The organism is Pseudomonas sp. CBS (genome assembly GCF_024734645.1).
In the GTDB taxonomy this organism is placed as follows: Bacteria; Pseudomonadota; Gammaproteobacteria; order Pseudomonadales; family Pseudomonadaceae; genus Aquipseudomonas.
In genome coordinates this window covers 2,758,815-2,772,992 of sequence record NZ_CP102929.1, presented here as the reverse complement: position 1 = coordinate 2,772,992, position 14,178 = coordinate 2,758,815, and the positions used below count along the sequence as shown (strand labels likewise).

14 protein-coding genes and 1 pseudogene are annotated in these 14,178 nt (G+C 58.3%); 8 read left to right on the top strand and 7 right to left on the bottom strand.

Annotated elements, in window-relative coordinates:
- The first annotated feature begins 1 nt into the window (after position 1).
- From NVB75_RS12545 to NVB75_RS12535, 3 genes are all read left to right on the top strand, one after another.
- A complete protein-coding gene (locus NVB75_RS12545; RefSeq protein ID WP_258347351.1) occupies positions 2-1,162 on the top strand; it encodes an ABC transporter ATP-binding protein in 1,161 nt (386 codons plus the stop codon).
- Positions 1,163-1,267: 105 nt separating this feature from the next.
- On the top strand, positions 1,268-2,614 hold the full coding sequence (locus NVB75_RS12540) for a carbohydrate porin (RefSeq protein WP_063027703.1): 1,347 nt from the start codon (positions 1,268-1,270) through the stop codon (positions 2,612-2,614).
- A gap of 177 nt (positions 2,615-2,791) precedes the next feature.
- Positions 2,792-3,637, top strand: coding sequence for a D-hexose-6-phosphate mutarotase (locus NVB75_RS12535; protein ID WP_258347350.1), 846 nt, complete (start codon positions 2,792-2,794; stop codon positions 3,635-3,637).
- A gap of 101 nt (positions 3,638-3,738) precedes the next feature.
- Here the strand turns inward: NVB75_RS12535 and NVB75_RS12530 are convergent, their stop codons facing one another.
- The 3 genes from NVB75_RS12530 to NVB75_RS12520 all read right to left on the bottom strand — a co-directional run bounded on the left by NVB75_RS12530 (position 3,739) and on the right by NVB75_RS12520 (position 5,887).
- Positions 3,739-4,080: a hypothetical protein gene (locus tag NVB75_RS12530; protein ID WP_258347349.1), complete on the bottom strand. Its 342-nt coding sequence runs from the start codon at positions 4,078-4,080 to the stop codon at positions 3,739-3,741.
- A 110-nt stretch (positions 4,081-4,190) separates the two neighbouring features.
- Positions 4,191-4,685 (bottom strand): hypothetical protein, encoded by a 495-nt coding sequence (locus NVB75_RS12525; protein ID WP_258347348.1) that lies wholly within the window; start codon positions 4,683-4,685, stop codon positions 4,191-4,193.
- A gap of 341 nt (positions 4,686-5,026) precedes the next feature.
- Positions 5,027-5,887, bottom strand: a complete 861-nt coding sequence (locus tag NVB75_RS12520; protein WP_172834605.1) for a MurR/RpiR family transcriptional regulator — start codon at positions 5,885-5,887, stop codon at positions 5,027-5,029.
- Positions 5,888-6,105: 218 nt separating this feature from the next.
- Here NVB75_RS12520 and zwf point away from each other — a divergent pair, with 218 nt between their 5' ends.
- From zwf to eda, 4 genes and pseudogenes are all read left to right on the top strand, one after another.
- The gene (gene zwf, locus NVB75_RS12515; protein WP_003213023.1) at positions 6,106-7,572 is read left to right on the top strand and encodes a glucose-6-phosphate dehydrogenase; all 1,467 of its coding nucleotides are present in this window, start codon (positions 6,106-6,108) and stop codon (positions 7,570-7,572) included.
- On the top strand, positions 7,559-8,272 hold the full coding sequence (gene pgl, locus NVB75_RS12510) for a 6-phosphogluconolactonase (RefSeq protein WP_258347347.1): 714 nt from the start codon (positions 7,559-7,561) through the stop codon (positions 8,270-8,272). Before zwf ends, pgl begins: the two co-directional genes overlap by 14 nt.
- A gap of 17 nt (positions 8,273-8,289) precedes the next feature.
- Positions 8,290-8,955 (top strand): bifunctional 4-hydroxy-2-oxoglutarate aldolase/2-dehydro-3-deoxy-phosphogluconate aldolase, encoded by a 666-nt coding sequence (locus NVB75_RS12505; RefSeq protein WP_076015855.1) that lies wholly within the window; start codon positions 8,290-8,292, stop codon positions 8,953-8,955.
- A gap of 759 nt (positions 8,956-9,714) precedes the next feature.
- Positions 9,715-10,149: pseudogene (eda, locus tag NVB75_RS12500) on the top strand (bifunctional 4-hydroxy-2-oxoglutarate aldolase/2-dehydro-3-deoxy-phosphogluconate aldolase); the annotation flags it as partial.
- Positions 10,150-10,371: 222 nt separating this feature from the next.
- On the opposite strand, the gene NVB75_RS12495 reads toward eda, so the two are convergent.
- Together NVB75_RS12495 and NVB75_RS12490 are read right to left on the bottom strand one after the other, a co-directional pair.
- The gene (locus NVB75_RS12495; protein WP_258347345.1) at positions 10,372-11,547 is read right to left on the bottom strand and encodes an aminotransferase class V-fold PLP-dependent enzyme; all 1,176 of its coding nucleotides are present in this window, start codon (positions 11,545-11,547) and stop codon (positions 10,372-10,374) included.
- A 12-nt stretch (positions 11,548-11,559) separates the two neighbouring features.
- Positions 11,560-11,796, bottom strand: coding sequence for a DUF3820 family protein (locus NVB75_RS12490; protein WP_003213031.1), 237 nt, complete (start codon positions 11,794-11,796; stop codon positions 11,560-11,562).
- Between the two features lie 206 nt (positions 11,797-12,002).
- Between NVB75_RS12490 and NVB75_RS12485 the strand changes: the two genes are divergently transcribed.
- Positions 12,003-12,470, top strand: coding sequence for a PA2169 family four-helix-bundle protein (locus NVB75_RS12485; protein ID WP_258347344.1), 468 nt, complete (start codon positions 12,003-12,005; stop codon positions 12,468-12,470).
- Positions 12,471-12,525: 55 nt separating this feature from the next.
- On the opposite strand, the gene NVB75_RS12480 is transcribed toward NVB75_RS12485, so the two are convergent.
- Together NVB75_RS12480 and NVB75_RS12475 are read right to left on the bottom strand one after the other, a co-directional pair.
- On the bottom strand, positions 12,526-12,996 hold the full coding sequence (locus NVB75_RS12480) for a MaoC family dehydratase (protein WP_003213034.1): 471 nt from the start codon (positions 12,994-12,996) through the stop codon (positions 12,526-12,528).
- Between the two features lie 58 nt (positions 12,997-13,054).
- Complete coding sequence (locus NVB75_RS12475; RefSeq protein ID WP_258347343.1) at positions 13,055-13,999, bottom strand: alpha/beta hydrolase; 945 nt, start codon at positions 13,997-13,999, stop codon at positions 13,055-13,057.
- Between the last annotated feature and the right edge of the window lie 179 nt (positions 14,000-14,178).

The following is a 14,178-nucleotide window of genomic DNA, read 5'->3' as shown; positions in this document are numbered from 1 at the left end:
CATGGCAACGCTTGAACTTCGTAACGTAAACAAGACCTACGGTACCGGCCTGCCGGACACCCTGAAGAACATCGAACTGTCGATCAAGGAGGGTGAGTTCCTGATCCTGGTCGGGCCTTCGGGGTGCGGTAAATCGACCTTGATGAACTGCATTGCCGGCCTGGAAAACATCTCCGGCGGCGCGATCATGATCGGCGACCAGGACGTCAGCGGCATGAGCCCCAAGGATCGTGACATCGCCATGGTGTTCCAGTCCTACGCGCTGTACCCGACCATGAGCGTGCGCGAGAACATCGAATTCGGCCTGAAAATCCGCAAGATGCCCCAGGCGGCGATCGACGAAGAAGTGGCACGGGTGGCCAAGCTGCTGCAGATCGAGCACCTGCTCAATCGCAAGCCGGGCCAGCTCTCCGGCGGTCAGCAACAGCGTGTGGCCATGGGCCGTGCACTGGCGCGTCGCCCGAAGATCTACCTGTTTGACGAACCACTGTCCAACCTCGACGCCAAGCTGCGGGTCGAGATGCGTACTGAAATGAAGCTGATGCACCAGCGTCTGAAAACCACCACCGTCTACGTCACCCACGATCAGATCGAGGCGATGACCTTGGGCGACAAAGTGGCGGTGATGAAGGACGGCATCATCCAACAGTTCGGCACGCCGAAAGAGATCTATAACGACCCGGCCAACCTGTTTGTGGCAAGCTTTATCGGTTCACCTCCGATGAACTTCATTCCACTGCGCCTGCAACGCAAGGACGGCCGCCTGGTGGCCCTGCTGGACAGCGGCCAGGCACGCTGTGAATTGCCGTTGAACATGAACGATGCAGGCCTTGAAGACCGCGAAGTGATCCTGGGCCTGCGCCCGGAGCAGATCGTGCTGGCCGCCGCCGAAGCCACCGGTGCGCCGACCATTCGCGCCGAGGTGCAAGTCACCGAGCCGACCGGTCCGGACACCCTGGTGTTCGTGCAAATCAATGACACCAAGGTCTGCTGCCGCCTGGCGCCCGATGTGGCGCCGCAAGTGGGCGAGACCCTGACCTTGCAGTTCGACCCGGCCAAGGTGTTGCTGTTCGACGCCAAGACCGGCGAGCGCCTGGGCACTGCCACCTCGTTGCCGGCACAGGACCGTGCGGACAACGTTGCTCAATTCAAGGGACGCTGAAGTTTCAAATGATGTGTAGGGGCTTTTGTGAGAGTCCTGCTCTCACAAAGAAGTAAACCGCGTTAGATAAAAACAGTTAATAACAATAAAGACGAGGATGTAGGGATGAAAAAGCACCACAACAACACCCGGCTGATCTGCCAACTGTCAGCAGCAGCCGCCCTGGTACTGTCCGCCAATGCGATGGCGGACGACGCGTTCAGCGCCGATTCCAAGTGGATGACCGGCGATTGGGGCGGCGAGCGTACCAAGCTGATCGAGCAAGGTATCGACATCAAGGCGGATTACGTCGGTGAAGTCGGTGGCAACCTCAGCGGTGGCTACAACAATGACAAGACTGCCCGTTACGCTGACCAGTTCGGTCTGGGCGTGGCACTGGACCTGCAAAAGCTGTGGGGCTGGGATAACACCCAGGCCAAGATCCAGCTGACCAATCGTAATGGCGCGAACATCTCCAACGACCGTATTGGCGACCCGCGTGCCGGCACCTTGAGTTCGTCTCAAGAAGTCGACGGCCGAGGCCACATGGTGCGTCTGACCCAGTTCTGGATTCAGCACCAGATGTTCGACAACAAGCTGGACGTGAAACTCGGTTACTTCGGTGAAGGCGAAGACTTCAACACCTTCCCGTGCGACTTCCAGAACCTGTCGTTCTGTGGCTCGCAGGTCGGTAACTATGTAAACACCTGGTACAACTGGCCCGTCAGCCAGGCGGCCATCCGCGTGAAGTACAACATCACGCCTGAGCTGTATGCGCAAATCGGTGCGTACAACCAGAACCCGTCGCAACTGGAGCACGGCAACGGCTTCAAACTCAGCGGCAGCGGCACCAAGGGCACCGTATTGCCGGTTGAATTGGTCTGGTCGCCGAAGGTCAATGGCCTGCCGGGCGAATACCGTGTGGGTTACTACAAGAGCACCGCCGACGCTACCGACGTACGTGAAGACGTCAACGGTAACGATGCTGGCACCACGGGCGCAGCCTTCCGCGTTCGCAGCAGCAAAAGCGGTTACTGGGGCGTTCTGCAACAGCAACTCACCACCCACAATGGCGATGCTTCCCGCGGCTTGAACATCGCGGCCAACGTCACCTTCCACGACAAAGACACCAACCTGGTCGACAACTACCAGTCGCTGATGCTTGTGTATAAAGGTCCATTCGACGCACGTACAAAAGATGACGTGGGTATCGGTGTATCCCGTATCCATGCCAACAGTGACGTGAAGAAAAACGCTGAGTTGCTCAACGCGGCCGGCGGTTTCACGGATTACGACCAATCGGGTTACGCACCGCTGCGTAACACGGAGTACAACGTCGAACTCAACTACGGCTTCCACGTCACCAACTGGCTGACCGTGCGTCCTAACCTGCAATACATCGCCAACCCAGGTGGTGTGAAACAAGTCGACAACGCGGTGGTAGCGGGCCTGAAAATTCAGTCTACGTTCTAACGTTGTTGCGATAAGCTCCTTCTCTCTGTGCGCATTTTGCGGGTAGCCATGGCTATCCGCTTTTTTTGTGTGGGAGCTGGCTTGCCTGCGATGCGAGCCCCGCGGTGTATCTACCACACCGAGGCGATGCCATCGCAGGCAAGCCAGCGCCTACAAAGATATTCAGGACCGTGGCACATGCATGAGCATCCGCTGCAACGCTTTTTCAAATCCCTGCGCGAGCGTCCGGTATTCGCCTGGGAACGCTTCCAGATGCGCGATGTGCTGGTGATTGATCACCCGCTCTGCCAAGCGGTGTTCAGTCGTCAGGGCGCGCAACTGCTGCACTTTCAGCCCACGGGCCAGAAGCCCTGGCTGTGGTGCGCGGCCAAGTGGCCGCAGGTCGGCGCCATTCGTGGCGGCGTGCCGGTATGTTGGCCGTGGTATGGCCGCCATCCCAGCGAAAACGCCTGGCCATCCCATGGTTGGGCGCGGCTGATCGACTGGAAGCTGCTGGACAGCAGCACCGACGACGATGGCGTGCGTTTGCACTGGCAATTGCAGTTATGCGATTGGCAGGTGGACCTGCATGCGCACCTGGGGGAAACCCTGGAGCTGCGCCTGGCCACCGAGCACCAGGATGAGTTGCCGTGCCAACTGAGCCATGCTTTGCACGCCTATTGGCGGATTGGCAACGTGGGTGAGGTAGCGCTGTCTGGGCTGGATGGCGCGCAAGGCTACGACCAGCTCAATCGCCAGGCGTGCCAGCAGGAAGGCGAGTTGCGTGTCGAAGGCGGCTGTCAGCGAGTGTTCCAGCACGAGGGCGAATTGCACCTCAAGGACCACGCCTGGCAGCGCGAGCTGTGCATCGACACCGGTGACAGTGCCGACACGGTGGTGTGGCACCCGGGGACCCGGCCGTTGCTGGGGGTGAGCTTCAACGAGGCTTCGGGGTTTGTGTGTGTGGAGTCGGCGATGGCTGCTGCGAGCCTGGCGCCGGGGGAGAGGGCGCATTTGAGCTTGCAGGCGCGGGCTGGGGTTTAGCGGGCGCAGGCCGCTGACGTGCGCGTGCGCCCTCTGCTCAATGCCAGGTTGATCGAAACTGAGGATTGACGTATTTCAGCCTCAGTTTAATCAACGGGAAGTTACTCTTTCGACTTGACGGCCCAAGACGCTGAATAGGAGATATCACCCTGTTCGAATAAGGGCGCAGGGCGCTCACCCATATTAAACAGCTCGTTATTCAGGGCCTTATTCTGCTCTGGTGTCAGCGAGAAATGTTTATTTAGATAGCGCATGAATTCCTGATACTTTCTTTTTGCGAGCGTAATTGCACCGCTGTCTAGCAACTCAAATACAATAATCAATAAACTGCCCAGTTCTTTTCTGGTTGATAATCGTTGTTCGGTATCCTTGTCTGCGGTCAGCGTCACCACTTGGTTCGCCACGGTGACGGCTGCCGTCCCCTGCATAAATGTACTTGTCATGGGTTTATTGCATCTAATTAAATGTAATCGCCTAATAAAAAAGGCCGCGTCAGTGTAAAGTGGCGGCCCCGCTTAAGCATAAGAATATGAAATGTTTTATGCCTGACTCATTAATTGCCTGTCAATCGTGGACCGCTCAGTCGCTGATAACGACCCTCGTAGGCCTTGAGGGCCGGTGAGTCAGGCGGAAGCAAACCACGTAGCTCGTCAAGAAACTCTTGGTAAACGCGGTGAACACCTCCCCAGTCTCCAAGGGCCATAAGGTGCTTTCTTTCCTTGTTGAATTCAGGCTCTAGCTGGTCGACCTTACGCTCTATGCTCGCTTTCAGTTTTCTCAGATCCGATTCCAATCTCGGGACATGGGCTTTCAGTCCAGCGTCATTCGCATAGGTTATCGCCTCCCTGAACGCCACTACAGCACTACCCAGTTCGCCTTTTTGGATAAGGGCGTTGACGCCTTTTATCAGGCTGTTCAGAGTATTTTTTTTCTCTTTAAGTGCTGTATTAGCGGAGTCGGCCGAGGCTTTGGCTGCCTCATTTACTCCAACACTTGCAATTACGGCAACAACCCCTGCTGCCGCAGCGATTAGAACGGGTGCGACCATTTTGATTTTCCTCTATCTGGTTTTATACATCAATTGGTTGATGCAGGTCTTGTGTGGAGATAGAGGTGGGTTGGTTCCAGTTCCTACATTGAAAAATATAATGTTCGGTCTTTTGCGTGAGAGCAATAAGCAGGCGCCTGTCAGAAAAGATCGACAGCGCTATATCTATCCACAGGCAATCTATTAAGTGCCAAAATAGAACGGGTCTTGTATCAAGCCTTGTAAACAGGCAAACAGGATAAAGAGTGATTGAAATTCTTGAAACAACAGGAAGCTGGGAGGCTTCCTGCAGGATATCCAGAGTCTGGCCCTGGTGAGAAACTTAGGTCAGAGCCGGCACACTAGTTAAACTCATCCCCCACCGGATACCGGCTGTCGTTCAAGCTCTCCTTGATCTTGCGCAAGTGCGGTTGGAAATCCACCCCGCGACGCAAGGTCATGCCCGTCGCCAACACGTCCAGCACTGTCAACTGAATGATCCGCGAGGTCATTGGCATATAGATGTCGGTGTCTTCCGGCAACGGAATGTTCAGGCTCACCGTGCTGACCTTGGCCAGCGGCGAGTTCTCGGCGGTCACCCCCAGCACCGAGGCGCCGTTCTCCCGCGCAATACGCGCCACTTCCACCAATTCACGGGTGCGCCCGGTGTAGGAAATGATCACGAACAATTCCCCGGTGTGGGCCACCGAGGCGATCATCCGCTGCATCAGCACATCGGCATGGGCCGTGACCGACAGGTTGAAACGGAAAAACTTGTGCAGGGCATCCATGGCCACCGGCGCCGAAGCACCCAGGCCAAAGAAGTGGATCTGCCGGGCCTGGATCAGCAGGTCGACGGCCTTGCTGATCAGGTTCGGGTCCAGGGCCTGGCAGGCGCTGTCGAGGGACGCTATGGCACTGCCGAAGATCTTCTGGGTGTAGGCCTCCGGGTTATCATCGGCCTCCACCGCGCGGCTGACATACGCCGCGCCACTGGCCAGGCTTTGCGCCAGCTGCAATTTGAGTTCAGGGTAACCACTCACGCCGAACGAGCGGCAAAAGCGGTTCACTGTAGGTTCGCTGACCGAAGCGGCCTGGGCGAGGGCGGCGATAGAGAAGCGGGTCGCCTGCTGCGGGTTGAGCAGGATGACCTCAGCGACTTTACGTTCAGCCTTGTTCAGTTCATCGAGGCGTTTCTGGATCTGTTCCAGTAGATTTCGCACGCGGTCCATTCATGTTTCCTTAGGGCGACGATGCAAATAAGGGTCGTCAACCAATCGACGAGCGGCCCTTTGCGGTGGCCTATCCTACTGAGGGTAGTTGAACACCACCACTCGGAATACGTTTTTCGGGAAAATGTTGTGGTTATTACTACATTTTTCCTTGAGTGATGCCTTAAAAAAAGGTATTTGTAGCTTAACTTGATAAAAGAACAAACATCATGCCTTCGATAACCGTAGAACCCTGCACCTTTGCCCTGTTTGGCGCCTTGGGTGATCTGGCGCTGCGCAAGTTATTTCCTGCCCTCTATCAACTTGATGGCGCGGGTCTCCTGCACGAAGACACGCGCATCCTGGCCCTGGCCCGTGAGGCCGGTTCCGAGCAACAACACCTGGCCCACATCGAAAAAGAATTGCGTGGTTACGTTGGCAAGGAACTGGACGAAACCGTCGCCCAGCGTTTCCTGGCCCGCCTGACGTACCTGCACGTCGACTTCCTGAAGGCCGATGACTACGTCGCCCTGGCAGAGAACGCCGGCACTGAACAACGCCTGATTGCCTACTTCGCCACCCCGGCGGCGGTGTATGGCGCGATCTGCGAGAACCTGTCCAAGGTCGGCCTGGCGGAAAACACCCGGGTCGTCCTGGAAAAGCCCATCGGCTCGGACCTGGATTCTTCACGCAAGGTCAACGATGCCGTGGCGCAGTTTTTCCCGGAAAACCGCACCTACCGCATCGACCACTACCTGGGCAAAGAAACCGTCCAGAACCTGATCGCCCTGCGATTTGCCAACAGCCTGTTTGAAACCCAGTGGAACCAGAACTATATCTCCCACGTGGAAATCACCGTGGCCGAGCAGGTCGGCATCGAAGGTCGCTGGGGCTATTTCGACAAGGCCGGGCAACTGCGGGACATGATCCAGAATCACCTGCTGCAGCTGCTGTGCCTGATCGCCATGGACCCGCCGGCCGACCTGTCTGCCGACAGTATTCGTGACGAGAAGGTCAAGGTGCTCAAGGCCCTGGCGCCCATCAGCCCGGACGGCCTGACCACCCAAGTGGTACGCGGCCAATACATCGCCGGCTACAGCGCCGGCAAGCCGGTGCCGGGTTACCTGGAAGAAGAGAACTCCAACACCCAGAGCGACACCGAAACCTTCGTCGCGCTGCGGGCCGATATTCGTAACTGGCGTTGGGCCGGGGTGCCGTTCTACCTGCGTACCGGCAAGCGCATGCCGCAAAAGCTGTCGCAGATTGTCATCCACTTCAAGGAACCGTCCCACTACATCTTCGCCCCCGAGCAGCGCTTGCAGATCAGCAACAAACTGATCATCCGCCTGCAGCCGGACGAAGGGATTTCCTTGCGGGTGATGACCAAGGAGCAGGGCCTGGATAAGGGCATGCAACTGCGCAGCGGGCCACTGCAACTGAATTTTTCCGACACCTATCGCAGCGCACGGATTCCCGATGCCTACGAGCGGTTGTTACTTGAAGTCATGCGTGGCAACCAGAACCTGTTTGTGCGCAAAGATGAAATCGAAGCCGCGTGGAAGTGGTGTGACCAGTTGATCGCCGGGTGGAAAAAATCCGGTGATGCGCCCAAGCCGTATGCGGCGGGGTCCTGGGGGCCGATGAGCTCGATTGCACTGATCACGCGGGATGGGAGGTCTTGGTATGGCGATATCTGATTTGAAACTGCCTCAGGGCGTGACGGCCCATGAGTACCGCAACCCGGTGCTGCTGGCCGATGGCTTGGCCAATGACGTGGCCGAACAACTGCGCGCGGCCATCAGTGCCCGTGGCGAGGCGACCCTGGTGGTGTCCGGTGGCCGCAGCCCCGTGGCGTTCTTCCAGAACCTCGCCAAGCAGGGCCTGGACTGGTCCAAGGTGACCATCACCCTGGCCGACGAGCGCTGGGTGCCGGTGGAACACGCTGACAGCAATGCCGGCCTGTTGAAGCAGCACTTGTTGCAAGGCCCGGCGGCCAAGGCCAAGTTCCTCAGCCTGTACAGCGCTGCCGCCAATCTTGAAGACGCTGCCGAGCAAGCCGATCGCCTGCTGGCCGAGTTGCCGGCAATTGATGTGCTGGTGCTGGGCATGGGCGACGACGGCCACACCGCGTCGCTGTTCCCCAACAGCCCGAACCTGGCTGAAGCACTGAAGCCCGATGGCAGTCGTCGTTGCTGGCCGATGCTTGCGCCGACCGTGCCGCACCAACGCCTGACCATGAGTCGTGCGTTGCTGGCTACCGCCCACTACACCGTGCTGTCGATTTCCGGAAGCTCGAAATTGACCACCTTGAGCGCCGCGCTGGCCAGTGACGACGTTGCTGCCATGCCGATACGCGCGTTTTTGCAACCTACTTTAGAGATTTACTGGTGCCCATGAGCCAAGGATCAGCCGCGATGAACAGCCCTCAACCTACCGTTTCCATGGCGGACAAAGTTGCCTTGATCGACAGCCTCTGCGCCAAGGCGCGGATCCTGCCGGTGATCACCATCGCCCGTGAGCAGGACATTCTGCCTTTGGCCGATGCCCTGGCGGCCGGTGGTTTGACAGCGTTGGAAGTGACCCTGCGTTCGCAGTTCGGCCTCAAGGCCATTCAGGTGCTGCGTGAGCAGCGTCCGGAGCTGTGCACCGGTGCCGGTACCGTGCTGGATCGCCAGATGCTGGAAGCGGCCGAAGTGGCCGGTTCGCAGTTTATCGTCACCCCCGGGATTACCCGCGACCTGCTGGAGGCCTCGGTACACAGCTCGATTCCGCTGTTGCCGGGCATCAGCAATGCCTCCGGGATCATGGAAGGTTATGGCCTGGGTTATCGCCGCTTCAAACTGTTCCCGGCTGAGGTCAGCGGTGGTGTTGCCGCGATCAAGGCCTTGGGCGGCCCGTTTGGCGAAGTGAAATTCTGCCCGACTGGCGGTGTAGGCCCGGCCAACATCAAGAGCTACATGGCGTTGAAGAATGTGATGTGCGTGGGCGGTAGCTGGATGCTTGATCCTGAATGGGTCAAGAACGGCGACTGGGCACGCATCCAGGAAACCACCGCCGAGGCGCTGGCCCTGCTGGACTGATTGGATTTACCGAATCGTTGTTGCTGTGTTCTACGGCATTTTTGCGGTGCACTTGGTCGGTGTGCCGCTTTTTTTTTGCCCGGAGGAAAACCAAAGACACCACCCCCCCCCGTAGCAGCTGTCGAGCACCAGCGAGGCTGCGTTGGCAGCACCGCTGATATCGAGCCAGGCGCAAAACCGAGTCGCGCCTGACGCAGCCTCGCTGGCGCTCGACAGCTGCTACGGATTAGTTTTTGCAGAGTACGGTGATGGCTTTGATCAGCACATTTTGCGGTGCACTTGGTCGGTGTGCCGCTTTTTTTTGCCCGGAGGAAAACCAAAGACACCACCCTCCCGTAGCAGCTGTCGAGCGCCAGCGAGGCTGCGTTGGCAGCACCGCTGATATCGAGCCAGGCGCAAAACCGAGTCGCGCCCGACGCAGCCTCGCTGGCGCTCGACAGCTGCTACGGATTAGTTTTTGCAGAGTTCGGTGATGGCTTTGATCAGCACATTTTGCGGTGCACTTGGTCGGTGTGCCGCTTTTTTTTGCCCGGAGGAAAACCAAACACACCACCCCCCGTAGCAGCTGTCGAGCGCCAGCGAGGCTGCGTTGGCAGCACCGCTGATATCGAGCCAGGCGCAAAACCGAGTCGCGCCCGACGCAGCCTCGCTGGCGCTCGACAGCTGCTACGGATTAGTTTTTTTACAGAGTTCGGTGAGGGCTTTGATCAGCACATGAATGTCTGCCGCTGACGTCAAAAAGCCTGGTGTCACCCGAATACAACTGCCGGTACCGTGCTGGATCGCCAGATGCTGGAAGCGGCCGAAGTGGCCGGTTCGCAGTTTATCGTCACCCCCGGGATTACCCGCGACCTGCTGGAAGCCTCGGTACACAGCTCGATTCCGCTGCTGCCGGGCATCAGCAATGCCTCCGGGATCATGGAAGGTTATGGCCTGGGTTATCGCCGCTTCAAGCTGTTCCCGGCTGAGGTCAGCGGTGGTGTTGCCGCGATCAAGGCCTTGGGCGGCCCGTTTGGCGAAGTGAAATTCTGCCCGACTGGCGGCGTCGGTCCGGCCAACATCAAGAGCTACATGGCGTTGAAGAATGTGATGTGCGTGGGCGGTAGCTGGATGCTTGATCCTGAATGGGTCAAGAACGGCGACTGGGCACGCATCCAGGAAACCACCGCCGAGGCGCTGGCCCTGCTGGACTGATTGGATTTACCGAATCGTTGTTGCTGTGTTCTACGGCATTTTTGCGGTGCACTTGGTCGGTGTGCCGCTTTTTTTTGCCCGGAGGAAAACCAAACACACCACCCCCCGTAGCAGCTGTCGAGCGCCAGCGAGGCTGCGTTGGCAGCACCGCTGATATCGAGCCAGGCGCAAAACCGAGTCGCGCCCGACGCAGCCTCGCTGGCGCTCGACAGCTGCTACGGATTAGTTTTTGCAGAGTTCGGTGATGGCTTTGATCAGCACATGAATGTCTGCTGCTGACGTCAAGAAGCCTGGTGTCACCCGAATACAACTGCCGAACGACGCCCCGCTGCGGGTTGTGGTGAAGAGGTTGTATTCCTTGAGCAGTCGGTCCGCCATCACCTGTTGATCCGGCTGATGAGTAAACTTGAACGAGGTGATCGCGCAATACAGCCGTGGATCATCCGGCGTCAGCACTTCAATCCCCGGCAACTGCCGCACCTCACTCACCCACAAATCCCGCAGGTAGTTGAGCCGGGCACCCTTGGCCTTCGAACCGCCCAACAAGCGATGCTCCTCGAACACCAGCGGCAAGGTCATCAGCGCCGGGAAATTCGGTGTGCTGTACGGCGTACGGGCACGTACATCGGTCACCGGATAGTGAAACTCCCCCATGTCCGGATCAATGTCCGCCAACCGTTGCGGGTCGATGTAGATAAAGCCCAGGGTCAACGGCGCACCGATCCACTTGTGCAGGTTGAAACCGGCAAACGCGATACCCAACTGCGCCAGGTTGAATTCGATCTGCCCCAGCGCATGGGCGCCATCGAGGATCACATCAATTCCATGTTCCCTGGCCGCGCTGGCAATCGCCTCCACGGGCATTACCAGCCCGGTACGGTGGGTCACGTAGGTCAGCGCGAGCAACTTCAGGCGCGGGTAGCGCACGAAGGCATCGCGATACGTCTGCACCAGGCTGTCGAAACTGGCCGGGTGTTCGTGGGCAATTTCGATCACTTCTACGCCGCGATTCTGCGCCAGCCAGCGCATGGCGCCCTTGACGGTGTCGTACTCCAGGTCGCTGATCAGCACCTGGTCGCCGGGCTGCAAGCGGTTGTAGTTGCGAATCAGCGACTGCAACGCATCCGAGGCGCAGCGGGTGAGGGCGATGGCTTCAGGATCGGCGTCCATCAATTGCGCCAATTGGTTACGGATCTCGACGTTCTCGCCCTGCTCGAAACGCTGGCGCACATGGATCGAGTTGCTGCGGTTGATGAAGGCGACGTTGTCCTGATACTGCTCAAGTACCGCGCGGCTCATGCGCCCGAAGTAACCGTTTTCGAGGTTGATCGGGCCGGGCTCCAGGTCGTAGCGCTGGGCGATGGCGTGCCAGTGTTGTTCGTCGCGGGTACTGTCCATGTGCGTGCTCTATTAATGACGAGGGGCAGGCTTGCCGTGTTTGGCGCGTAGGGGTTCCAGCAATTCGGACAAGCCGTTGTGGTCGATTTCCTGCATCAGGGCCAGCAGCCCGCCCAGCTCACCGTGGGGGAAGCCCTCACGGGCAAACCAGTTCAGGTAAGGGCCAGGCAGGTCGGCAATGATCCGACCCTTGTACTTGCCGAAAGGCATTTCGCGGGTGATCAGCAATTCGAGTTTTTCAGGATTCATTGGGGCTTCAGGTATTTGAGTCGATGCCTTGGAAAATACAGGCATTCTGCATGGAGGCCAAATGACAGATCATGCAAATAAAGCGGATACAGATTTTTGCTTAATTTATAACTCATTGAAATATAAGGATTAAATCGTTTTTCAAAAGCTGGCACGGGCGCTGCAATTACTAAGACACGTTTCTTAACCCGCGAAGGAATTGAAAAATGACTGATATCAACAAAGAATCGATCTCCGTACTGAATGACCTGATCGAGACCAGCAAGGACGGCCAGAAAGGCTTCAAGACCTGCGCAGAAGACATCAAGCATCCAGAGCTCAAAGCCCTGTTTGAAAAGCGTTCCGCTGATTGCGCCACCGCCGCGGCCGAACTGCAGACCGCCGTTAAAGCCCTGGGTGGCGATCCGGAAGAATCCGGTAGCGTTGCCGGTGCCTTGCACCGTGGCTGGGTCGACGTGAAGTCGTTGGTCACCGGTAAAGACGAAGAAGCGGTACTGAATGAAGCCGAGCGCGGTGAAGACCACGCACTGAAGGCTTACAAAGAAGCGATCGAGAAGATCAACAAGCACAACCTGCTGGGTATTCGTGACCTGGTAGAGCGTCAGTTCCACGGCGCGCAACGCAACCACGACCAGGTGAAAGCCCTGCGTAACCAGGCACGCGCTCAGTCTTGAGCCCCGCCTGAATAAAAAAGCCCCGCAGATGCGGGGCTTTTTTATGGGCGATTATTCAGCCGATGCTGATGGCCGGCAGTTCGGTCAAGGTCACGGTCTGCTGCTTGCGGGGCGCGAGGATCTCGGCCTCACCGTCCACCACCAACTCGTCGCGCTGGTTGAACACGCGGGTGGCGATGCGCACGCGAAATTTCGGCAGCTTCTCCAAAATTTCCAGACGCACGGTCAGGGTGTCGCCGATTTTGACCGGCTTCTGGAAGGTCATTTGCTGGCCGATATAGATAGTGCCGGGCCCGGGCAACTCGCACGCGACGGCCGCGCTGATCAGAGCGCCGCTGAACATGCCGTGGGCAATGCGCTCCTTGAACATGGTCGCCTTGGCGAATTCGGCGTCCAGGTGCACCGGGTTGTGGTCGCCGGACATCGCCGCGAATAACTGGATATCGCGCTCCTCGACGGTCTTGCTGTAGCTGGCGGTCTGGCCGACTTCAAGGGCTTCGTAAGGCGTGTTGGTAACCTGGGTCATCAGTTGGTGCATCCTGTGGCTAATCAGAAATCTTAATATGTTGATTTTAAACGAAAAATCATTCGCAGCGAGTAGGGCGGCGCAGCACTGCTGCCTGGGCCAGCCACGTCAGCACATCGGCTGTGACCGCATCACGGTTGGTTTCGTTGAATAATTCGTGGCGCGCCTGCGGGTAAATGCTCAGCTCCAGGTTCTGGCAGCCGGCTTCACGCAACGCGTTGGCCAGACTTTTGAGACGCTTGCCTTCACTGACCGGATCACATTCTCCACCCATTATCAGGATCGGCAGGCCCGGATCGATCTGAGCGAGATTGGACGCTTTGCTGATTTGCTGCAAGCCGCCCAGCAGGTCGATCCACAGCTGGTTGGTGCAACGAAAGCCGCAGAGCGGGTCGCTGACGTACTTGTCGACCTCGGCCGGATCGCGGCTGAGCCAGTCGAAAGCGGTGCGATTGGGTTTAAACGCCTTGTTGAACGATCCAAATGACAGGAACTCGATCAGCGCGCTGCGTCCCCGCAAACCCTGGCGCAAGCGTTCGACATGAGCAATCACCTTGGCCGCGCCGTACAGCGCCACCGGCTGGAAGTTCGAGCCGCTGAGAATCGCCCCGTTGAGGCTGGCGCTGTGGTGCAGCAGGTACGCCTGGGCGATGTAGCTGCCCATGCTATGCCCCAGCAGGATGATCGGCACGCCCGGCGCCTGCTGGCCGATGTGCTGGTTGAGGCTCGCCAGGTCGCCCACCACCTTGTTCCAGCCGTCTTTCTCGGCGAACAGCCCCAGCGTGCCCTCGTCGGCGGTACGCCCGTGGCCGCGCTGGTCGGGGGCATACAGGCCGTAACCGGCATCACACAACGCCTGGGCCAGGCGCCCATAGCGGCCACTGTGCTCGGCCATGCCGTGGGCCAGCATGATCAGCGCCTTGGGCGGCCCGTCGGGTAGCCATTGGTTGACGTACACCCGACTGCGGTCATTCGCGGTCAGCCAGAAAGTGGTGTGGTTCATGGCGCTTCCTTTGCTCAGGGTCGTTGCAGTGTATCGCTCATCGGCCTCGGGCCGCTGGATCAGCGCTGGCCTCAGCGGGGAGATTCACACAATCAATGACGCATCTTGTTGTATTTGCCTGATTGACCATAGCTGCTAACGTCCCCAAAGCTCCGCTTTCATCGCAATCAAAAGCGGCC

Coding starts and splice junctions, on each gene's coding strand:
- NVB75_RS12475 (WP_258347343.1), bottom strand. CDS start 13,999: ATGAACCACACCACTTTCTGGCTGACCGCGAATGACCGCAGTCGGGTG.
- pgl (WP_258347347.1), top strand. CDS start 7,559: ATGGCGATATCTGATTTGAAACTGCCTCAGGGCGTGACGGCCCATGAG.
- NVB75_RS12525 (WP_258347348.1), bottom strand. CDS start 4,685: ATGGTCGCACCCGTTCTAATCGCTGCGGCAGCAGGGGTTGTTGCCGTA.
- NVB75_RS12545 (WP_258347351.1), top strand. CDS start 2: ATGGCAACGCTTGAACTTCGTAACGTAAACAAGACCTACGGTACCGGC.
- NVB75_RS12485 (WP_258347344.1), top strand. CDS start 12,003: ATGACTGATATCAACAAAGAATCGATCTCCGTACTGAATGACCTGATC.
- NVB75_RS12540 (WP_063027703.1), top strand. CDS start 1,268: ATGAAAAAGCACCACAACAACACCCGGCTGATCTGCCAACTGTCAGCA.
- NVB75_RS12535 (WP_258347350.1), top strand. CDS start 2,792: ATGCATGAGCATCCGCTGCAACGCTTTTTCAAATCCCTGCGCGAGCGT.
- NVB75_RS12495 (WP_258347345.1), bottom strand. CDS start 11,547: ATGGACAGTACCCGCGACGAACAACACTGGCACGCCATCGCCCAGCGC.
- NVB75_RS12530 (WP_258347349.1), bottom strand. CDS start 4,080: ATGACAAGTACATTTATGCAGGGGACGGCAGCCGTCACCGTGGCGAAC.
- NVB75_RS12480 (WP_003213034.1), bottom strand. CDS start 12,996: ATGACCCAGGTTACCAACACGCCTTACGAAGCCCTTGAAGTCGGCCAG.
- NVB75_RS12505 (WP_076015855.1), top strand. CDS start 8,290: ATGAACAGCCCTCAACCTACCGTTTCCATGGCGGACAAAGTTGCCTTG.
- NVB75_RS12490 (WP_003213031.1), bottom strand. CDS start 11,796: ATGAATCCTGAAAAACTCGAATTGCTGATCACCCGCGAAATGCCTTTC.
- zwf (WP_003213023.1), top strand. CDS start 6,106: ATGCCTTCGATAACCGTAGAACCCTGCACCTTTGCCCTGTTTGGCGCC.